This window comes from Thermus antranikianii DSM 12462, from assembly GCF_000423905.1.
GTDB classification, from domain to species: domain Bacteria; phylum Deinococcota; class Deinococci; order Deinococcales; family Thermaceae; genus Thermus; species Thermus antranikianii.
On record NZ_AUIW01000010.1, the window covers coordinates 1 to 19,373 of the forward strand.

The 19,373-nt window shown below is 65.8% G+C and carries 17 protein-coding genes; 12 read left to right on the forward strand and 5 right to left on the reverse strand.

Annotation, left to right across the window (positions count from 1 at the left end; all coding sequences use genetic code 11):
- Window positions 1-221: 221 nt before the first annotated feature.
- Window positions 222-1,136 carry a DUF4032 domain-containing protein gene (locus G584_RS0107615; RefSeq protein WP_028494090.1) on the reverse strand — a complete coding sequence of 305 codons (915 nt, stop codon included), beginning with the start codon at window positions 1,134-1,136 and terminating at the stop codon, window positions 222-224.
- Window positions 1,137-1,259: 123 nt separating this feature from the next.
- Here G584_RS0107615 and G584_RS0107620 point away from each other — a divergent pair, with 123 nt between their 5' ends.
- Together G584_RS0107620 and G584_RS0107625 are read left to right on the forward strand one after the other, a co-directional pair.
- A complete protein-coding gene (locus tag G584_RS0107620) occupies window positions 1,260-2,447 on the forward strand; it encodes a glycine C-acetyltransferase (RefSeq protein WP_028494091.1) in 1,188 nt (395 codons plus the stop codon).
- 87 nt (window positions 2,448-2,534) lie between these two features.
- Window positions 2,535-3,695 (forward strand): TaqI-like C-terminal specificity domain-containing protein, encoded by a 1,161-nt coding sequence (locus tag G584_RS0107625; RefSeq protein ID WP_051209209.1) that lies wholly within the window; start codon window positions 2,535-2,537, stop codon window positions 3,693-3,695.
- Here G584_RS0107625 and G584_RS0107630 read toward each other — a convergent pair.
- Window positions 3,682-4,068, reverse strand: coding sequence for a hypothetical protein (locus G584_RS0107630; protein ID WP_026328987.1), 387 nt, complete (start codon window positions 4,066-4,068; stop codon window positions 3,682-3,684). The genes G584_RS0107625 and G584_RS0107630 overlap by 14 nt on opposite strands.
- Window positions 4,069-4,237: 169 nt before the next feature.
- Here G584_RS0107630 and G584_RS0107635 point away from each other — a divergent pair, with 169 nt between their 5' ends.
- The 10 genes from G584_RS0107635 (at window position 4,238) to G584_RS0107680 (ending at window position 17,021) form a co-directional block, all read left to right on the forward strand.
- Complete coding sequence (locus G584_RS0107635) at window positions 4,238-6,145, forward strand: DNA topoisomerase subunit B (protein ID WP_028494093.1); 1,908 nt, start codon at window positions 4,238-4,240, stop codon at window positions 6,143-6,145.
- A 52-nt stretch (window positions 6,146-6,197) separates the two neighbouring features.
- Window positions 6,198-8,549: an ATP-dependent helicase HrpB gene (gene hrpB / locus G584_RS0107640; RefSeq protein WP_028494094.1), complete on the forward strand. Its 2,352-nt coding sequence runs from the start codon at window positions 6,198-6,200 to the stop codon at window positions 8,547-8,549.
- A 64-nt stretch (window positions 8,550-8,613) separates the two neighbouring features.
- Entirely contained in the window at window positions 8,614-9,006 is a 393-nt protein-coding gene (locus tag G584_RS0107645; RefSeq protein WP_028494095.1) for an SCP2 sterol-binding domain-containing protein, read from the forward strand.
- Window positions 9,003-10,037, forward strand: coding sequence for an alcohol dehydrogenase family protein (locus G584_RS0107650; protein ID WP_028494096.1), 1,035 nt, complete (start codon window positions 9,003-9,005; stop codon window positions 10,035-10,037). Before G584_RS0107645 ends, G584_RS0107650 begins: the two co-directional genes overlap by 4 nt.
- Before the next feature lie 279 nt (window positions 10,038-10,316).
- Window positions 10,317-10,727, forward strand: coding sequence for a hypothetical protein (locus tag G584_RS0107655; protein ID WP_028494097.1), 411 nt, complete (start codon window positions 10,317-10,319; stop codon window positions 10,725-10,727).
- Between the two features lie 51 nt (window positions 10,728-10,778).
- Window positions 10,779-11,789 (forward strand): LptF/LptG family permease, encoded by a 1,011-nt coding sequence (locus G584_RS0107660; protein ID WP_028494098.1) that lies wholly within the window; start codon window positions 10,779-10,781, stop codon window positions 11,787-11,789.
- Window positions 11,786-12,829: an LptF/LptG family permease gene (locus G584_RS0107665; protein WP_028494099.1), complete on the forward strand. Its 1,044-nt coding sequence runs from the start codon at window positions 11,786-11,788 to the stop codon at window positions 12,827-12,829. Before G584_RS0107660 ends, G584_RS0107665 begins: the two co-directional genes overlap by 4 nt.
- Window positions 12,826-15,339, forward strand: a complete 2,514-nt coding sequence (locus tag G584_RS0107670; RefSeq protein WP_038050908.1) for an LPS-assembly protein LptD — start codon at window positions 12,826-12,828, stop codon at window positions 15,337-15,339. The genes G584_RS0107665 and G584_RS0107670 overlap by 4 nt, the downstream gene beginning before the upstream one ends.
- Window positions 15,336-16,334 (forward strand): hypothetical protein, encoded by a 999-nt coding sequence (locus G584_RS0107675; protein WP_028494101.1) that lies wholly within the window; start codon window positions 15,336-15,338, stop codon window positions 16,332-16,334. Before G584_RS0107670 ends, G584_RS0107675 begins: the two co-directional genes overlap by 4 nt.
- Before the next feature lie 3 nt (window positions 16,335-16,337).
- Window positions 16,338-17,021, forward strand: a complete 684-nt coding sequence (locus tag G584_RS0107680) for an SDR family oxidoreductase (RefSeq protein ID WP_028494102.1) — start codon at window positions 16,338-16,340, stop codon at window positions 17,019-17,021.
- Here the strand turns inward: G584_RS0107680 and G584_RS0107685 are convergent.
- Genes G584_RS0107685 through G584_RS0107695 form a run of 3 tightly spaced genes read right to left on the reverse strand, consistent with a single transcriptional unit; the run spans window position 16,942 to window position 19,368 of the window.
- Complete coding sequence (locus G584_RS0107685) at window positions 16,942-17,277, reverse strand: VanZ family protein (RefSeq protein WP_049775676.1); 336 nt, start codon at window positions 17,275-17,277, stop codon at window positions 16,942-16,944. The two genes, G584_RS0107680 and G584_RS0107685, sit on opposite strands and share 80 nt — an antisense overlap.
- 43 nt (window positions 17,278-17,320) lie before the next feature.
- Window positions 17,321-17,722, reverse strand: coding sequence for a methylmalonyl-CoA epimerase (mce, locus tag G584_RS0107690; RefSeq protein ID WP_028494104.1), 402 nt, complete (start codon window positions 17,720-17,722; stop codon window positions 17,321-17,323).
- 5 nt (window positions 17,723-17,727) lie between these two features.
- Window positions 17,728-19,368: an FAD-binding dehydrogenase gene (locus G584_RS0107695; protein ID WP_028494105.1), complete on the reverse strand. Its 1,641-nt coding sequence runs from the start codon at window positions 19,366-19,368 to the stop codon at window positions 17,728-17,730.
- Window positions 19,369-19,373: the final 5 nt, after the last annotated feature.

Below are 19,373 nucleotides of genomic sequence, written 5' to 3' on the forward strand. Positions count from 1 at the left end.
AGAACGGAAACTAAAGGGGTTCTCGGAGGTGAAGGAGGTGCTGGAGAAGATGCTTCAGGAGCGGTATGCCCCCCGTACACAGACTCTTACACATAACTCTTGACACGACCCTCCACCCCCGGCTCTAAGGAGGGTGGCTTAAAACACTTTAAAAGGCCTCGGGTTTTCGCCTTGTTTATTTGTACTTGACAAACGGTAGTTTTGTGAAAGAATGGGAGAATTTAAGTCTTCCCCAAAATAGCCTTCTTCAGCCACCCCCCAAGCCGCTTCCACCAGGGCCCAAACCGGGCCTCGTACGAGCGGGCCGCCTCCTCGGGGCCAAGGTCCGCCCCCAGTTCCTGGGCCAGGAAGTAGCGGTGGTCCATCACCCATAGGTAGAGGTCGGCCTCGGTGCGGCCAGGGAAATCCTTCAACAAACCCAGCCTTTGGATGGCCTCCACCGTGGGCCGGTAAAGGTTTCGGTACCAATCCACCACCCCCTCCTCCCAGGGAATCTCCCTGTCCTCCTCCAAACCCTTGAAGTACCGCCGGGTAGCGATGTGGTCCAGAAGAAGGTCGTAGCGTCCCAAGGTGGTAAAGCGGATCTCGGAGAACTCCTCTGGAGGGATGAGCTCCTTCAAGCGGGTTCTTTCCAGGAAATGGGCGTACTCGGCCTTGAGGATCAGGTCTTTCAAGGTATCCCCGGGTTGCAAGGCCACCGGCACCTCGAGGGCGATCACGTAAGCATCGATGAATTTCTGGCCCGTAGCCTTGGCCAAGGCCACCCGGTGGTTGCCGTCCTTGACGAAGTAGGCCTCCCCCACCTGGTACACCTCGATAGGGGGAAACTCGACCCCTGAAAGCTGGAGAGCCCTGAGGCGCTTCCAGCGCTCCAGGGTATGGGGGGTTCGCGGAAGGAAGTGGCGGTGGAAATCCTCGTAGCGGTCCACCGAACCCACCACCCTGTCCACCTCGATGGATCTAAGCCCAAGGTGATGCTCCCCCCTGGGTCGTAAGGCCAAGACTTCATGGAAGGGAAGGAGGGTATCGGGCTCCCCCTTAAACCGGTGAACCAGCTCCAGGAGTCTAGCCCGCCACTCCAAGCGCTCTGCCTCGCACTCCGCCTGCCAGGATTCCCTCGGTGTGGATCGGTCCATGGTTATGGAAGCGCTCCCACCCCCTCACTCAGGTTAACCCCTCTCGATCAAGAGAAGGTAAGAAACACCCGCAAGTCCAGGTGCGGCTTGCCATGAACCCACCCCCCGGGGTTAGATAAGGCCATGAGTTTATCCCTGCGCGCCCGCGTGGAAAGCGAGCTGGAAAGGTTAAAGCAGGAGGGGCTGTACATCCGCCCCAAGGTCCTCGAGGCTCCCCAGGAACCCGTAACCCGGGTGGAGGGACGGGAAGTGGTGAACCTGGCCTCCAACAACTACCTTGGTTTCGCCAACCACCCCTACCTGAAGGAGAAAGCCCGCCAGTACCTGGAACGGTGGGGGGCAGGAAGCGGGGCCGTGCGCACCATCGCCGGCACCTTCACCTACCACCTGGAGCTGGAAGAAGCCCTGGCCCGCTTCAAGGGCACGGAAAGCGCCTTGGTCCTGCAGTCGGGTTTCACCGCCAACCAGGGGGTGCTGGGAGCCCTGCTCCAGGAGGGGGACCTGGTCTTCTCCGACGAGCTGAACCACGCCAGCATCATCGACGGCCTCCGCCTCACCAAGGCCACCCGTTTGGTCTACCGCCACGCCGACGTGGCCCACCTGGAGGAACTCCTGAAGGCCCACGACACCGAAGGCCTCAAACTCATCGTCACCGACGGGGTCTTCTCCATGGACGGGGACATCGCTCCCTTGGACCGCATCGTGCCCCTGGCCAAGAAGTACGGGGCGGTGGTCTACGTGGACGATGCTCACGGAAGCGGCGTCCTGGGGGAAAAGGGCAAGGGCACGGTGCACCACTTTGGCTTCCACCAGGACCCCGACGTGATCCAGGTGGCCACCCTCTCCAAGGCCTGGGCAGTGGTGGGGGGATATGCCGCCGGGGCGTTAGAGCTCAAGGACCTCCTCATCAACAAGGCTCGGCCCTTCCTCTTCTCCACCAGCCACCCCCCGGCGGTGGTGGGGGCTTTGCTCGGGGCTTTAGAGCTCATCGAGAAGGAGCCCGAGCGGGTGGAAAGGCTTTGGGAAAACACCCGCTACTTCAAGAGGGAGCTTGCCCGTATGGGCTACGACACCCTAGGAAGCCAGACCCCCATCACCCCGGTACTCTTCGGGGAGGCCCCCTTGGCCTTTGAGGCGAGCCGCCTCCTCCTGGAAGAAGGGGTCTTCGCTGTGGGCATTGGCTTTCCCACGGTGCCCAGGGGGAAAGCCCGGATCCGCAACATCGTCACCGCCGCCCACACCCAGGAGATGCTGGACAAGGCCCTCGAGGCCTACGAGAAAGTCGGCCGTAAGCTTGGGGTGATCCGCTAGGCCGCTTCCCGAAGGACCCACCTGGTGGCTTCCTTGCCCCCCCGTACCCTGGGCCGCATCCTCACCCCTCCCTCCTTGGTGGGCTTCATGGTCTCCCTGGCGGAGGCCCCCAAGGGGGGAAGGATCCTGGAGCCCGCCGCGGCCCATGCCCCCTTCCTCCGGGCCTTCCGAGAGGCGCACGGCACCGGCTACCGCTTCTATGCGGTGGAGGTGGACCCCCTGGCCTTGGACCCGCCCCCCTGGGCGGAAGGCCATGTGGCGGACTTCCTCCTCTGGGAGCCCCACGAGACCTTCCACCTCATCCTGGGAAACCCGCCCTACGGGGCCCTGGGGGCGGGAGCCCGGCTCCCAGCAGAAAAGCGGGGGCTCTACCGCAAGCGCTTCACCACCTGGCACGGCCGCTACAACCTCTACGGGGCCTTCCTGGAGAAGGGGGTGAGGCTCTTAGCCCCTAAGGGGATGCTGGTCTATGTGGTCCCCGCGGGGTGGATGGTCCTTTCGGAGTTCCGTAAGCTCAGGGCCTTCCTGGCCCGGGAGGGGGAGACGGAGGTCTACTACCTGGGCCGGGCCTTCCCCGGGGTCAAGGTGGTGGCCGCGGTGGTCCGCTTCCGTAAGGGGGGAAGGGGACTAAGGCTTTACGACGCCGAGGGCCCATGGTTCCATAGCCCCGTCCTCCTTCTGGAAGACCCCGCCTGGCAGGGGGAGATGATCCGCTTCCCCGACCCCAAGGCCCTGGAGATGGAGAGGAGAGGGGTGCCCCTGGGGGCGCTTTTCCACCTCCACTTCGCCGCCAGGAGCCCGGAGATCCGGGCCCACCCCCTCACCCGCACCGCCCCGGGCCCCGGACTGGTGCCCATCCTCACGGGAAGGAACCTGAAGCCGGGGGAGATCGACTACGAGACCCCCCACTCCGGCCTCTACTTCCCCAAGGAGGCCGCGGGGCTCCTCAAGCCCTTCTACGCCACCCCTCACCTGGTGGTGGGGAACACCCGCCACTACCGGGTGGTGGCCGCCTGGGATAAGAGGGCTTATCCCTGGCGGGAGGAGTTCCACCTTTTGCCCAGGGCAGGGGTGAAGGTGGACCCAGAAGGCCTGGTGTCTTACCTGAATAGCCCAGAGGTCCAGGCTTACTACCGGGGGCTTTACCGGGAGGTGGTGCCCCACCTCACCCGGGAGATGCTCTTGCGGATTCCGGTGCCCAGGGATTTGGCCTTGAACCAGGTCCCCTTTGCCGCTAGCGCCCGGTGAAGTAAACGCGAAGGACAAGCCCCACGGCAAAGAGAAGGCCCAAGGCCACAAAGAGCTCTGGGCGCTTGGGAGGGTCCTTCAGGCCTTTGTAGAACCACCCTCCCGGCTCGAGGCCCCCCAGGTAGTGAAGCCCCGCCGCCAAAAGGAGACCGTAAAGGAGGTGCAGGCCATCCTTGGGCCTGAGGCCCGCCAGGAAAAGGGCAAACCCCAGGGCCACCTGCAGGATGGCCACCCAGGCCACCCCCCGCAAGGCCCGAAAGAAGCCCCCAGGCAGGGGCCGAAAAAAGCCCTGCAAGCCCACCAAGGCCAAGGCGGGCACCGCCAGGAGGAGCAAAGCCCCCAAGGAGGCATGCAGGAAAAGCAAAACCGGCATAGGGCCATGATAAGACACCCTCGCGGTTCATTTGGGGCAGGGGCCCCAAAGCGGAGGGCATCCCGGGCATTATTGGTAATAATACCAATCTCCTCCCCGGGAACACGCGCCCTCTTGGCCCATCCTTAAGGGAAAAGTGCCGCATTCCTTCCTGTGTTATACTAAGGGGGTGAGTTACGACGCTTCCGCCATTAAGGTACTCAAAGGCCTAGAGGGGGTACGCCACCGCCCCGCCATGTACATCGGGGGCACGGGGGTGGAGGGGTACCACCACCTCTTCAAGGAAATCCTGGACAACGCCGTGGACGAGGCCCTGGCGGGCTACGCCACAGAGATCGTCACCACCCTCAACCCCGATGGCTCCCTCACCGTGGAGGACAACGGCCGGGGCATCCCCGTGGACCTGATGCCCGAGGAGGGCAAGCCCGCGGTGGAGGTGATCTACACCACCCTGCACTCCGGGGGCAAGTTTGACAGCAGCGCCTACAAGGTCTCAGGGGGCCTCCACGGGGTAGGGGCCAGCGTGGTGAACGCCCTTTCCGAGTGGACGGTGGTGGAGGTGTTCCGGGAAGGAAAGCACCACCGGATCGCCTTCAGCCGGGGCGAGGTCACCGAACCCCTTGCCGTGGTGGGGCCCGCTCCCAAGGGCAAGACCGGCACCCGGGTCACCTTCAAGCCCGATCCCCTCATCTTCGGGAACCAGGCCTTTGACCCCAGCAAGATCAGGGCCCGCCTGCGGGAGGTAAGCTACCTGGTGGCGGGGCTCAAGCTGGTCTTCAAGGACCTCATCCACGGGCGGGAGGACGTCTACCTGGACAAAGGCGGGGTGGCCTCCTTCGCCAAGGCCCTGGCGGAAGAGGAGGAGCTTCTTTACGAAAAGCCCTTCCTCCTCAAGGGGCAGGAGGGGGAGGTGGAGGTGGAGGTGGGCCTCATCCACACCAAGGGGTACAACGCCGAGATCCTCACCTACGCCAACATGATCCCCACCCGGGACGGCGGTACCCACCTCACCGCCTTTAAGAGCGCCTACAGCCGGGCCCTGAACCAGTACGCCAAGAAGGCGGGCCTAAACAAGGAAAAAGGCCCCCAGCCCACCGGGGATGACCTTCTGGAGGGGCTTTATGCCGTGGTGAGCGTAAAGCTACCCCAACCCCAGTTTGAGGGCCAGACCAAGGGGAAGCTTTTAAACCCCGAGGCGGGGAGCGCCGTAAGCCAGGTAGTCTACGAGAAGTTTTTGGAGATCCTCGAGGAGAACCCCCGCATCGCCAAGACCATCTACGAGAAGGCCCTGCGGGCCGCCCAAGCCCGGGAGGCCGCCCGGAAGGCCCGGGAGCTGGTGCGCCGGCAAAACCCCCTGGAGTCCGACGACCTTCCCGGCAAGCTGGCCGACTGCCAAACGGAAAACCCGGAGGAAGCGGAGCTTTTCATCGTGGAGGGGGACTCGGCCGGGGGAAGCGCCAAGCAGGGCCGCGACCGGCGCTTCCAGGCCATCCTGCCCCTTAGGGGCAAGATCCTCAACGTGGAAAAGGCGGGGCTTTCCAAGGCCCTGAAAAACGCCGAGGTGCGGGCCATGGTGGCGGCCATCGGGGTGGGGATCGGGGGTACGGGCGACGAAGCCCACTTTGACCTCGAGGGCCTCCGCTACCACAAGATCATCATCATGACCGACGCCGACGTGGACGGAAGCCACATCCGCACCCTCCTCCTCACCTTCTTCTACCGCTACATGCGGCCCCTGATCGAAAGGGGGCACGTGTTCATCGCCCAGCCGCCCCTTTACCGCCTGCAGGTGGGGAAAAAGGTGGAGTACCTCTACTCCGACGAGGAGCTTGCCGCCCGCCTGAAGGAGCTGGAGGGGAAAAGCTTTGAGGTGCAGCGCTTTAAGGGTCTCGGGGAGATGAACCCCGAGCAGCTTTGGGAAACCACCATGAACCCGGAGAAGCGGGTTTTGAAGAAGGTGGAGCTCCAGGACGCCCTCGAGGCCAGCGAGCTCTTTGAGAAGCTCATGGGACAGGACGTAGCCCCCAGGAGGGAGTTCATCGAGGAGCATGCCCGCTACGCGGAGCTGGACATCTGACGACCTCCTGAGGGAAGAATCCCTGGCCCCTTAGCCAAGACCCATCCGGCCCATGCCCTACCCGCCCGACCACCCTGGGGATTGGCTGGAGGAGGCCACGGCCCTCCTCCTTCAGGAAGGCCGCCTTCTGCTGAAGGCCTACCCTGGGGCCGGAAAGAGCACCCTCTTCCCTCTCCGGCTCTTAAAGGCCTTGCCGGGTAGGATCCTCCTCTTTGAACCCCGGCGGGTGGCGGCCCGGGCTGTGGCGGCCAGGCTTGCGGAAAACCTGGGGGAGCCCCTAGGGAAAACCGTAGGCTACCGGGTGCGGCTGGAGGGGAAGGAAAGCCAGGAAACCCGCCTTTTGGTGATGACGGAGGGCCTGCTCCTCCGTTATCTCCTGGAAAGCCCCCACCTTCCTGGGGTTTCGGCGGTACTCCTGGACGAGGCCCACGAGCGCCATCTGGAGAGCGATCTGGCCCTAGCCCTACTCCTTCGGGTCCAGGCCACCCTAAGGCCCGACCTCAAGATCGCCTTGCTTTCCGCCACCCCCGACGAGGCCTTGGCCGCCCTAGCAGGAAGGGTCCTCGAGGTGGAGGGAGAAAGCCACCCAGTGGAGATCTTTCACCTGGAAAGGCCTTGGGAAGGCCCGCTGGAACCCCTGGCTGCCCGCTATGCCCGCAAGGCCTTTCTGGAAGGAGAAGGGGACGTCCTGGTCTTCCTTCCGGGGAAAGGGGAGATAGAGCGCACGCAAAGGCTTCTTTCGGATCTTCCCGCCTTCCCCCTCCACGGGGGGTTACCCCTCCGGGAACAGGTTGCCCTGCTCCGGCCTGGACCCAGGAAGATCGTCCTGGCCACGGATGTGGCGGAAACCAGCCTCACCCTTCCCCAGGTGCGTGCCGTGGTGGACTCCGGCCTGGCCAAAAAGCCCCGCTTTGACCCCAGAACCGGCCTCACCCGCCTCACCGTGGTACGTATCCCCGAGGAATCCGCCAGGCAACGGGCGGGCCGGGCCGGACGCACCGGACCTGGGCGGGTTTACCGGCTTTACCCCAAAGGCCCCTTTCCCCCCAAAAGGCCGGAGATCCTGGAGGCCGACCTCTCCTGGGCCCTCCTGGTGGCCCTGGCCCTGGGCGAGAAGCTGGAAGACCTCCCCCTACCCACCAAGCCTCCCCGAGGGGCCTTGGAAAGTGCCTGGAACCTCCTGGAACTCCTGGGAGCGGTCCAAGGGCATGGGCTAAGCCCCCTGGGAAAGCGGATCCTCTCCCTCCCCACCCACCCCCGCCTGGCCCGCATGGTGCTGGAAGCGGAAAGGCTGGGCCTTCTCCCCCTGGCCGCCGATCTCTTAGCCCTCCTGGAGGAGCGAAATCCCCTGGAGGGGGAGCCGGACCTGATGCTCCATCTAGAAGGCCTCCTCGAGGCCCGGAGGGAAAGGCGGGGTGCCTTTTGGCCCCACGAGCAGGTTTCCGCCCTCTGGCGGGGACGCTTTGGCGTGCTCTTTCCCGAGAACAAACCCCCCGGCGTAAGCACGATAAAACCCCAGCAGAGCCTTCCGGCTCCGGAAGAAGTGGGCCGGCTCCTCCTGGCCGCCTATCCCGACCGGGTGGCCAAGCGGGTAGCCCCAAAGCGGTACAAGCTCTCCTCCGGGCCCCTTATCCAGCTATCCGGTGACGGCCCCGCCTACCTGGTGGCCCCCTGGGCCGACCTGGGCCCCCAGGGAGGAAGGGTACTTCTTTACGCCCCTCTGGCTGAGGAGGATCTCCTCAAGCGGACCGAACAGGTCCTTTGGACTGGATGGGAGGAAGGAAGGCTCCGGGGCTATCTGGAGCAGCGCTACGGTGCCCTGGTGCTGGAACGGGTGGCGGTGGACCCAGGCCCCCCCACGGCCAAGCTCCTCGAGGAGGCCTTAAACGGCCAGCTACCCCTTCCCGAGGAGGCCCGGCAGGTCCTCCTGCGCCTCTCCTTCCTCCGAGCCCACGGGATAGAGGTGCCCGAACTCTCGGAGCAAGCCTTGCTTCGCGATCTTTCCTGGCTCCTCCCCTGGACCCAGGGGGTGCGGAAGGTGGAAGACCTCCTGGCCCTGCCCTGGAAGGAGATCCTTTTAAGCCTCCTAGGGGAAAAGCGGGAGCTTTTGGAGAGGCTGGCGCCGGAAAGCCTAGCCCTGCCTTCGGGCAAGCGCAGGCGCCTCACCTACCGGGAAGGGGCCCCACCCCTTCTTTCCCTGCGCATCCAGGAAGCCTTTGGCCTTCGGGAAACCCCCAGGGTGCTGGAAGGCCGGGTAGCGGTGGCGGTGGAGCTCCTTTCCCCCGCGGGCCGTCCGGTCCAGGTGACCCAGGACCTAAAAAGCTTCTGGGAAAACCGCTACCCCGAGGTGCGCCGGGAACTCATGCGCCGCTACCCCAAACACGCCTGGCCGGAGACTCCCTGAAACAACCCTCTACCCAAGGTTTCGGGGCTAGGTTTATACTCGGTTTAAGCAAAGGGAGGAAGCCATGGAGCCTTTCCAGGAAGCTTGGGCCCAAGCCTACTGCCGGAAGCTGAACGAAAGCGAGGCCTACAGGAGAGCCGCCGCCACCTGGGAAGGAAGCCTGGCCTTGGCGGTGCGCCCTGACCCCGCCCTGGGGTTCCCCAAGGGAGCGGCCGTAGTCCTGGACCTGTGGCACGGGGCGTGCCGGGGGGTGCAGGTGGTGGAGGGGGAGGCCGAGGCCGACTTCGTGATCGAGGCCGACCTCGCCACCTGGCAGGAGGTGTTGGAGGGCCGCCTCGAGCCCCTCACCGCCTTGATGCGGGGCCTTTTGGAATTGAAGAAGGGGAGCATCGCCGCCCTGGCCCCTTACGCCCAGGCGGCCCAGGAGCTGGTCAAGGTGGCCCGGGAGGTGGCATGAAGGCCCTGGTCTACCGCGGGCCCTTCCAAGTGGCGGTGGAGGAGGTGCCGGAGCCCAAGCTGGAGGCGGAAACCGACGCCATCGTCCAGGTGGAGCTGGCCGCCATCTGTGGCTCGGACCTGCACATCTACCACGGCAAGATCGCCGGGGTGCTGCCGGGCACCGTCTTGGGCCACGAGTTCGTGGGGCGGATTGTGGAAAAGGGCCCCCTGGTGCCCTTCCCCCTGGGGGAAAGGGTGGTGGGGAGCTTCCAGGTGGCCTGCGGGGACTGCCCAGCCTGCCGCAAGGGGCAGTACTTCGCCTGCCTGAAAGGAGGGGTCTTTGGCTTCGGCTTGGCCCTGGGCAATCTCCAGGGAGCCCAGGCGGAAAGGGTCCGGGTTCCCTTCGCCCGGCAAAGCCTTTTTCCCATTGGGGACCTGCCCGCGGAGGAAGCCATCCTGGCGGGGGATATCCTCACCACCGCCTACGGGGGAGTAAGGCCCTTCCTCTCTCCTGGGATGAGCGTGGCGGTGGTGGGCTCGGGGCCCGTGGGCCTCATGGCCCAGACGGTGGCCCACGCTCTGGGAGCCGGACAGGTCTACGCCATAGACCCGGAAGAAACCCGCCTGGAAAAGGCTGCGGCCCTGGGAAGCCTGCCCGTCAACCCCAAGGCGGAAGATCCCGTGGCCCGGGTGCGCAAGGAGACCCAAGGCCTAGGGGCGGATCTGGTGGTGGAAGCGGTGGGCGGGGATGGGGAGGCGTTGAAGCTGGCCCTCCGCCTGGCGGGGCCCGGGGGCATCGTGTCCAGCCTCGGGGTGCCCACCGCCGAGAAGCTGGAATACCCTTGGCTCTCCGCTTTCAGCCGGGGCATCACCCTGAAAAGCGCCTTGGCCAACATCCCCCGCTGGATCGAGGAGGTTCTGGCCCTGCAACGGGCGGGAAGGCTTAAGGGTAGCTGGGTGTTCAGCCATCGCCTGCCCCTCGAGGAGGCCCCTGAGGGCTACCGCCTCTTCCACGAGCGGCAGGCCACCAAGGTGGCCCTGGTGCCCTAAAACAAAACCGCCGCCCGCAGGCGGCTTCTTCCTCTGACTCCTTCATTATACCACGGTTTGCCGGTATGTAAAGGGGTATGCAGAAAAACCCATATCCAAGAGGGCGGAAGACCCGCGGCTACCCCTCCTCACAACCCCAAGGCCAGGGGGTCTAGGGAGCCTTTGGAGTTCCTCTGGAAGGAATCCGTATTAGGGCACAGGCCAGGACAATGTAACCTCGCTCCCGGCCCTCCTCGGAAGCTGGGCTAACCTCGAGGCAAGGCAAAGGAGGTAAAGGCCATGGCCCGGTATCTGGTGGTGGCCCATCGCACGGCCAAAAGCCCCGAGCTGGCCAGAAAGCTGGCCGAGCTTCGGAGCCAAGACCCCGAGGCCCGCTTTGTCCTTCTGGTACCCGCTGTGCCCCCGGCGGGCTGGGTCTATGAGGAAGGCGAGATCCAAAGGCGGGCCAAGGAGGAAGCAGAGGCCGCCAAGGCGGCCCTCGAGGCCCAAGGAATCGCCATAGAGGAGGCCAAGGCCGGGGATGTCTCCCCCATCCTGGCCCTGGAGGAAGAGCTCATGGCCCATCCCGGGGAGTACCAGGCCATCGTCCTGGCCACCCTGCCCCCGGGGCTTTCCCGCTGGCTCCGCCTGGACGTGCACAGCCAGGCGGAGCGCTTCGGCCTGCCCGTGATCCACGTGATCGCCCATTAAGCTCCCGCCTCCTGCGCTTGTTTCTCATCCTGGCCCCGTATACTCGGCCTGGTGCTGGGCCGGTATGTCCTCAAGGAGGTCCTGGTCCCTTACCTGGCGGGGGTCCTGCTTTTCGTGGCCCTCCTCACCTTTGACCTCCTCTCCAGCCTCTCCGGGGTGCTCCTAAGCCGGGGAGCCGGCGTGGAGGCCATCGCCAAGCTCATCCTCTACCGCCTGCCCTGGACCCTGAGCCTGGCCCTTCCCTTGGGCCTGGTCTTCGCCATCTTGGTGAGCCTCGCCCGCCTCATCCGCCAATCGGAGCTGAAGGCGGCCTACGCCGCGGGCGTACCCCCCTGGGCCCTTTTGAAACCCCTGGCGCTTTTGGCCCTTCTGGTGAGCCTCCTCAACCTCCTCAACCTGGCCGAGCTTCGCCCCAGGGCCCTCGAGGCCTACGATCAGCACCTGGCCCGGCTCCTCTACGGGGAAGGAAGCCTAAGCGGGGTGTTGCGCAAGCAGCTTTACGCCGCGGAGGGCCTTGGGGTCTACTACGCGGAGGAGGTGCGGCCCGAGGTGGGGCAAAACCGCCTCTACGGCATCCGGGTGGTGGACGAAAGGGGCCGGATCTACAGCGGCCAGGAAGGGGTATGGGACAAGGAGGGGTGGCACTTCCGGGGGTACGTCCTGGAGGGGGGAAAGCCTAAGCCCTTTGCCGGCACCCTTCCCTTCCCCACCCAGTTCCGCCCCAAGGAAAGCCTGGGCTCCCGCGATCCCTACGACTCCACCACCCTGCGGGAGCTTTGGGAAAGGAGCCGGGTGGAGCCCAGCGCCCGCTTCGCCCTGTACCGCCGGCTCGCGGATGCTCTCGGAGGCTTTCTCCTGGGCCTGGCGGCAGCCGCCTTGGGCCTTTCCTTCCGGGAGGCTGCCTGGGCCTTCCTCAGCATCGTCCTCCTCATCTTCGGCTACTACGTGCTCTGGACCCTGAGCGCCCAGCTCGCCCGCTACGACGTGAACCCTCTCCTGGCCTTCCTCCCCAACGCCTTCTTCGCGGCCTTGGCCCTTTACCTCACCTGGAGGCTTAGATGAAGACCCTGGACCGCTACCTCCTGCGCGAGGTCCTGGCCCACTTCAGCCTGGGGCTTGCGGTCATCGTCCTCCTCTTCCTGGCCGGGGCGGTCTACGAGGTCCTGGCCCCTTTGGTGGCCAAGGGCGCGGATCCCTACACCCTTCTCCTCTACCTCTTCTACCGCACCCCCGAGGCCCTGGTGCGGGGGGCCCCCGTGGCCTACCTCTTCGCCCTGCTCTTCCTCCTCTCCCGCCTGGGCGAGGACTCGGAGCTCAAGGCCCTCCTGGCCCTGGGAATAAGGCGGGAGCGCGTGCTTTTACCCCTTTTGGGCCTCGGGGCTCTCCTGGCCCTTTTGGGCTTCCTTTTGGGGGAAAGCCTGGTGCCCAAAGCCCTGGCCCAGGGGCAGGACCTCCTTCGCAGGCAGGTGCTGGAACGGCCCAGGACCCTTCTCACCCCGGGCACCACCTTCCAGGACGCCAGGGGCAGGGTGGTCTACGTGGGGGAGGTGGCCCGGGACAGGATCGGAAAGCTTAGAATCCTTTCGCAGGAGGAGGTGGTCCTGGCGGAGGAGGGGAGGTTCCAAGGAGGAATCTTGCAGGTGGAAAAGGGCTTGAGGGTCACCTACGAGGGGGATAGGCCCAGGACCCTGACCCGCTTTCAAGAGGGGGAACTGGTCCTCAGGGATCTCACCTTTGAGCCCTGGCAGAACCCGGCCAACCGCATGACCCTAAAGGAGCTCAAGGAGGAGGTGGAAAGGCTTAGGAAAAGCGGGGTGAAGGCGGGCCTCGAGGCCACCACCTACTACCGCCGCTACGCCGAGCCGGCGGCCAGCCTGGTCTTCGCCCTCTTCGCCACGGGACTTGCCTTCTACCTCCTAGGGGGGTCCCGGAGCCTAGGGCTTGTGGGGGTGGCGGTCCTCACCTTCTTCTACTACGCCACCTGGAGCGTGGGGCGGATCATGGGGGAGCAAAACGCCTTGGATCCCATTTTGGCCGCCTGGGGGCCCAACCTGCTTTACGGGATCCTGGGCCTCCTCCTCTTCCTGGGAGGGCGGAGGTGAACCGGCCCTGGCTTGGGGCTACCCGCAAGGTGGCTTCAGGGTTGGCCGCGGTTCTGCTCCTCTTCTCCCTGGCCCTGGCCCAGGAGAAGGTGTTGAGGATCCTGGAGGCGGAAAAGCTGGAGCTAAGGCAGGAAGGAGGGGAGGAGGTCTACGTGCTCACGGGCAACCCCGTGCGCCTGGAGCGGGATGGGGAGGCCATCGAGGCGGGAAGGGCCACCTACTTTCGCACCCGTAAGCTCCTTTTCCTCTCGGAAGGGGTGCGCTACCGGGACCGGGAGGGAAGGCTTGTGGAGGCGGAGGAACTTCAGATCGACCTTTCCGACGAAAGCTTTGACGCCCTCGAGGTGCGCATCGAGGCCAAGGACCTCCTGCTCACCGGTCCCCTTTGCCAGCGGGTGGCAGGGGCCATCCTCCTGGAAAACGGCTACGCCACCCCTTGCGCCTCGTGCGGCCAGGAGGTACCCGACTACGCCTTCCGCGCCCGGGAGATCGTCCTGTACCCAGGGGACCGGGTGGTGGCCCGGGGGGTGGTGGTGCTGGTGCAGGAGAAACCGGTTCTGGAGCTTCCCGTCCTCCTCCTCTTCCTCTCCGAGCGCCGGCCCCGGTTCGAGGTGGGCCAGGACGAAGGGGGCTTTTACCTGAAGGCCGCTTTGCCCTACGTGGCCGACTTCGGCCTGGGATTCACCCTCCTCTCCTACTACCAGGGCCGGGGCTACGGCTTCGGCTTTGACCACTACGGCACCGGGGAGGCCAAGGAGCGCTACTTTTTCCTCCACACTCCCCCGGACACCTTCCAGTACCGGGGGGAGTACGCCCTAAAGCGGCAGGAGTTTTCCCTCAGCGCCGTGGTGGAGCGGGACGATACCCGGGAAAAACTAACCCGCTTCCGCCTCGAGGCCCTCTCCCCCGGCACCCCCACGCCCCGGGACTGGCGCTACACCCTGAGGGTAGAGGGGTTTTGGGACCACGACCCCGCCACCCCACCCCCCCGCACCCTCCAGCGCCTGCCCGAGGTGGAGGCCCAAAGCCCTGTGTTCCGGGAAGGTCCTTTTAGCCTGCAGGCAGGCTTCGTCCTGGGCCGCTACCTGGCGGAGACCAACCCCCTAAACCGCTCCGCCCGGGCCCTTGGACCCTACGCGGAGGCGGGAAGGGCCCTCCTTGCCCACAGCGAAAGCCTTTCCCTCTCCCCTTGGCCCGGGGCCACCTTCCGGGCCGAGAACCGCTTCCGGGGGTTTTACTACACCACGCAAAATCCCGACGGGGAGCGCGAGCGGCAGGTGGACTGGACCACCTCGGCTAGCCTGCGGCAAAGCCTGGGGGGGTTCAGCGTGGAGGTGGGCTATGCCCGAAGCGTCCAGGAGGGGGAAACCCCCTTCCGCTTTGACGCCCTACCCCAGAGGCGAAGCCACCAGGCCACCTTGGCCCTGGGCTTCCAGGAAAGACCCCTTTCCTTAAGCCTAAAGGCGGGCAGGAACCTGGAGGAGGGAAGGTACCTTCCCCTGGAGGCCCAGGTCCTCCTGCAGGACCAAGGCTACAGCCTCACGGTGGGACACAAGCGGGGCCTCGAGGGGGAAGGCCCCTTGGAAACCCGCCTCGAGGCGGGCTTCACCCCCTATCCCTTCTCCCTCAAAGCCAGCCTCCGCTTCGACCACCCGAAGGCCCTTTTTGACCCCCTCCTTCTGCAAGCAGGCTACGCCCTTCCCGGAGGAAGCCTCAACCTCACCCACCGCCACGACCTAAACGGCAAGGGAGCCCTCACCACCGACCTCACCTACGCCCTGCGGGAGGGAGTTACAGCCTACACCCTGCAAGGCCGGCGGGACTGGCAGGCGGACACCCTGGCCCTGCAAGGCCAGGCCATCCTCGGTCCGGAAAGCCTCTCCTTGCGGACCACCCTGGATCCCAAGGCCCTGGGCTACGCCCTGGGCTACCGCTTTGGGGCCGTTCCGGGACCCCTATTGGACCTGGAGCTTTCCGGGCGGTACCAGGAGGGCTTCCGGGCCACCAACCTGCGCCTGGGCTTGACCCAGGCCCTCCCCGAGGTGGGCTTCCGCCTAAACGCCAACCTGCACCTGCCCGAGGTGGAGGATAAGGACATCTACCTCAAGGACGCCACCTTCAGCGGCGGCATGGAGCTTTGGAAGTCCGTGCCCGCGGACGAGGCGGGGGAAGGAGCCATCCCCGGGCTTTCCCTCTCGGGAAGCCTCACCTACACCCGGAGGCCGCAAACCCCCGAGGGCTACGGCCTGGCCTTACGCAACTTCGGACCCACCCTCACCTTCCTGGGCAGGGAGAACACCAAGCTCCACCTGGCGGCCCTTCTCACGCAAAACCTCCCCGGAGAACCCTTAAAACCCCGCTTCATCCTGGTCCTGGACCGGTGTTGCTGGGCCATGCGCTTCACCCTGGACGCCGCCAAGGGGAGCGTGGGCCTGGCCTTCCTCTACGGGGGACAGGCGGCAGGGCTTCTCCTTTCCGAGGAGGGCGTAAAGCTGGGAGGTGGCCGGTGAAAAAGCTTTGGCCCTTACCCTTAGCCCTCTTGGGGCTCATCCTGAGCGCCTGCACGGGAAGCCAGGAGCCTCCCCTGCCCGCCCTGGTGGCCATGGGAGGGGAGGGGGAGGTGCGCTTCTTCCGGGCCCGGGATCTCCAGGGAGGTACGGCAAGCCCCGTGGGCATCTGGAACACCCCAAGCCTTCAGGACCTGGCCCATAGCCAAACCTTCGGGCGGCTCTACCTCCTTTTCCCTGACCGCCTCGAGGCCTACTCCACCCAAGGCTTCACGGAAGACGCCGTCCCCCAGCCTGCCCCCACGCAGGCGGCCTTCCCGAACGACGTGGACTGCACCGGGGGGTACCTGCGGCTTGGGCAAAACCAGCTCCTCGCCCACTGCCCAGAAGCAGGAAAAGCCTTCCTCTGGAGCCTGGACGCCTCAGGGAACCTGGAGCTGGCCGACCTCACGGGCCTTCCCCGGGAGGTGCGCCTGGCCCTTTTTCCCCAAGGGGGGCAGGAGCTTCTGGCCTATATGACCCGGGAGGCCCTGGGCTACCGCCCCCCCCAGAACCCTTCAGGCACCCCCAGCCTGGAAAAGCCCCTGGACCTCCAGGCGAGCCAAGGACCCTACGACCTTCAGCTGGACCGCCTTCCCGGGCGGCTTCTCGGGCTTGCCGCTACCCTAACCGAGGTGAGGCTCTACACCCTGGAAGGGGACTCCCTCACCAGCCGAAAGGTCTTAGGGGACTTCCCCCAATCCAGCCGCCTGGCCCTGGATCCCGTGGGGGGAGGGGTGGTCTATGGGCAAGGATTCCAGGTACTCTTTCCCCGGGAGTCCCCCGTGCAGCGGCAGTTCCACACCTATACGGCCGGGCTCGTGGGCCAGGATGGCTACCTTTACCTGGTCCAGGGGCAAACCCTTGAAGTCCACGACCTGGTGCCCTCCCCCGCCTTCCTGGGCAGGCAAGCTTTGGACTTTAGCCCCACTTCCCTGGCCTTCATCCCGGTAGAATAAGGCATGCTCCAGGGTAAAGCCTTCTTGGTCACGGGGGCGGGGGGCGCCTTGGCCCGGGCGGTGATCCCCGCCCTGCACCGCGCCGGGGCCCGGCTTTTCCTCTCCGACCCCCGGGAGGAACGGATGGCGGAACGGGCCCGGGCCTACGGGGCCAAGACCTTCGTGGCCGACCTCACCCGGCTGGAGGAGGCCGAGGCCTTGGCCCGCTTCGTGGAGCGGGAGGCTCCCCTTTTCGGGGTGGTGCACACCGTGGGCGGGTTCGCCGCCGGGCGCTTTTTGGACTCGGACCCCGGGCTTTACGACTGGCTTCTGGACCTGAACCTGCGCACCACCTTCAACCTCCTCAGGGCCACCCTGCCCTACCTGGAGGCTCGAGGCGAGGGGTTTTTCGCCGCCATCGCCGCCGGCCCCGCCTGGACGGGGGCCGGCCCAGGAAGGGCCCTATACACCATGGCCAAGACCGCCTTGGCCAGCCTCATCCGCTCCCTCCAGGGGGAGGTGCAGGGGGTGCGCTTCCTCCTCGTCTACCCGATGGGTACCCTGGATACCGAGGCCAACCGGAAGGCCATGCCGGAGGCCGACCCCAGCCGCTGGATCGCCCCGGAACTCATCGCCGAGGCCATCCTCCTGGCCGCCTCCGCCAAGGGCGGAAGGCTTCTGGAGCTCCCCATCTACCCCCCCACCTAGCCCCCAGACAGGCCCCCAGGAAGTCCGCCACAAGGTCCCAGCCGAAGGCCTCCCGTCCGGGAACGCGGCTTTGGTGCCACTCGTCCACCACCCCGTAGAGGGCGGCCAAGAGGAGGGCCGGACGGAAATCCCCGAAGGCCACCCCCAGGAGGAAGCCCAAAAGCCCGTAGGCCAGGAAATGGGCACCCTTGTCCCAGGGATGGGGCAGGCCCATCCCGGTGGCGGGCTGGTCCGAAAGCCACCAGAGTAGCCCCATCTCCCCCAGGGCGAGGAGGGCCGGCACCCAGCGGAACCCTGGCCTACGCACCCTCCGTCTCCACCAGCTCCCAAAGCACCCCGAGGCCAAAGCCGGGGTGGAGGAAGGCCACCCGGTGCCCGCCAAAACCCGGCCGGGGGACCTCGTCGATGAGCCTGGCCCCCGCCGCCTTCAGCCGGGCAAGCTCCTCCTCAATCCGGGAGGTGGCAAAGGCCAGGTGATGAAGCCCAGGACCCCGCTTGGCCAGAAAGCGCCCCACCGGTGTATCCGGCCCCAAGGGGGCGAGGAGCTCCAGAAGGGTCTCCCCTTCCCCCCGGAGCAGGGCCACCCGCACCCCCTGGGCGGCCACCTCCCCTTCCGCCACCACGCCAAAGCCCAAAAGCCCGTAACGGGCCTTGGCCTCCTCTAAGTCCTCCACCGCAATGCCCACGTGGTGTAAGCACATGGGAACTATCCTAGCTCCTCCGCCACCCCCTTGGCGGCCAAAAGCCCAGAGAAAAGGCATCCCCCCAAAAAGGTTCCCTCCAGAGCCTTATACCCGTGCATCCCTCCACCGCCAAATCCCGCCACCTCCCCTGCGGCAAAAAGGCCCGGCACGGGCTCCCCTTGGAGGGTAAGGGCCCGCCCCTTGAGGTCGGTTTGAATACCCCCTAGGGTCTTGCGGGTCAGGGTCCAAAGGCGTACCGCCACCAAGGGACCGCCCCTGCCGCCTAAGAAGGGGTGGGGTTTGGCCACGCGGAAGAGCCGATCTCCCAGATAGCGCCGGAATCCCTGGACGGCCAAAAGCTGCGCGTCCTTACAGAAGGGGTTGGAAAGCTCCCGGTCCCTGGCCTTCACCTCCCTTTCCAATCGCACGGGATCCAGGACCCCGGGGGCCAAGGCCTCCATCTTGCGCATCAGCCCGGAAAGGGTTTCATCCACCAAGAAGTCCTTGCCCCGCTGCAAAAAGGCCCTAACCGGACCGGAGGGACCGAAAATCCGGTTTCGCACCACGCCCAGCCAGCTCCTCCCGGTAAGGTCCGGATTCTGCTCCGAACCGGACAGGGCAAACTCTTTGGCCAGGGTCCTGAGATCCAAAATGAACCAGCTCCAATCCAATCCCGTGCTCCGCAGATGGCGCAAGGTTTCTAGCGCATCAAAGCCGGGAAAGCAAGGCGGGGGAAGGCGCCTTCCCGTGGCATCCACCCAAAGAGCCGAGGGACCCGGAAGGATGCGGATCCCGTGGTGGCTCCAAATAGGGGCGTGGTTCTCCACTCCCTCGGGGTAGTGCCACATGCGGTCCAGGTTGACAAGGGCAGCCCCAGCCCGCTCCGCCAGGAAAAGACCCGACCCATCCACGTGGTCCGGGACCCCGGAAAGCATCCTCCTTGGGGGTTCCCCCATGCGCCTGGGCCAGAAGCGGCGCACCAAGTCCAGGTTGGCCCCCATGCCCCCCGTGGTCAAAACCACCGCCTGGGCTAGGAAGCGAAACTCCCCCTTGGGCTTGCGGCTCGAGGGCGCCCCCCGGGGAACGGTGTCCGGCTCCAGGACAGTCCCCATGACCCCCACCACCCGGCCCTTCTCCAGCAGGACCTCCTCCACACGATGGCGGAGAAAAACCTTAAGCAAACCCCTGTCCTGCAATTCCTGAACCCGCCGCAGGAAGGGCTCCAGGAGCCCCGGCCCCGTCCCCCACACGATGTGGAAGCGGGGAACGGAGTTGCCATGGCCAAGGGCAAGGCCCCCTCCGCGCTCCGCCCAGCCCACCACGGGGAAGAAACGGACTCCTAAGGAGGTAAGCCAGGCCCGCTTCTCGCCGGCGGCGAACTCCAGATAGGCCTCGGCGAAACGCCTGCCCCATGCGTCCGTCTCCCTGTCAAACCCCGCCGCCCCGAACCAGTCCTCCCGAGCGAGCTCCAGGGAGTCCCGGATACCCAAACGCCGTTGCTCCGGAGAGTCCACCAGGAAAAGCCCCCCGAAGGACCAGTAGGCTTGACCTCCCAGGTAAGGCTCCTGCTCCAGGAGAAAAACCCGCCTACCGGTCCCCGCGATCTCCGTGGCCGCCACCAGTCCAGCCAGTCCACCCCCTACCACGATGGCGTCGGCTTCCATGGTTT

Excerpts from the sequence above, each read along its gene's own strand:
- G584_RS0107615 (WP_028494090.1), bottom strand. The coding sequence starts at position 1,136 with ATGGACCGATCCACACCGAGGGAATCCTGGCAGGCGGAGTGCGAGGCA.
- G584_RS0107620 (WP_028494091.1), top strand. The coding sequence starts at position 1,260 with ATGAGTTTATCCCTGCGCGCCCGCGTGGAAAGCGAGCTGGAAAGGTTA.
- G584_RS0107625 (WP_051209209.1), top strand. The coding sequence starts at position 2,535 with ATGGTCTCCCTGGCGGAGGCCCCCAAGGGGGGAAGGATCCTGGAGCCC.
- G584_RS0107630 (WP_026328987.1), bottom strand. The coding sequence starts at position 4,068 with ATGCCGGTTTTGCTTTTCCTGCATGCCTCCTTGGGGGCTTTGCTCCTC.
- hrpB (WP_028494094.1), top strand. The coding sequence starts at position 6,198 with ATGCCCTACCCGCCCGACCACCCTGGGGATTGGCTGGAGGAGGCCACG.
- G584_RS0107645 (WP_028494095.1), top strand. The coding sequence starts at position 8,614 with ATGGAGCCTTTCCAGGAAGCTTGGGCCCAAGCCTACTGCCGGAAGCTG.
- G584_RS0107650 (WP_028494096.1), top strand. The coding sequence starts at position 9,003 with ATGAAGGCCCTGGTCTACCGCGGGCCCTTCCAAGTGGCGGTGGAGGAG.
- G584_RS0107655 (WP_028494097.1), top strand. The coding sequence starts at position 10,317 with ATGGCCCGGTATCTGGTGGTGGCCCATCGCACGGCCAAAAGCCCCGAG.
- G584_RS0107665 (WP_028494099.1), top strand. The coding sequence starts at position 11,786 with ATGAAGACCCTGGACCGCTACCTCCTGCGCGAGGTCCTGGCCCACTTC.
- G584_RS0107680 (WP_028494102.1), top strand. The coding sequence starts at position 16,338 with ATGCTCCAGGGTAAAGCCTTCTTGGTCACGGGGGCGGGGGGCGCCTTG.
- G584_RS0107685 (WP_049775676.1), bottom strand. The coding sequence starts at position 17,277 with ATGGGGCTACTCTGGTGGCTTTCGGACCAGCCCGCCACCGGGATGGGC.
- mce (WP_028494104.1), bottom strand. The coding sequence starts at position 17,722 with ATGTGCTTACACCACGTGGGCATTGCGGTGGAGGACTTAGAGGAGGCC.
- G584_RS0107695 (WP_028494105.1), bottom strand. The coding sequence starts at position 19,368 with ATGGAAGCCGACGCCATCGTGGTAGGGGGTGGACTGGCTGGACTGGTG.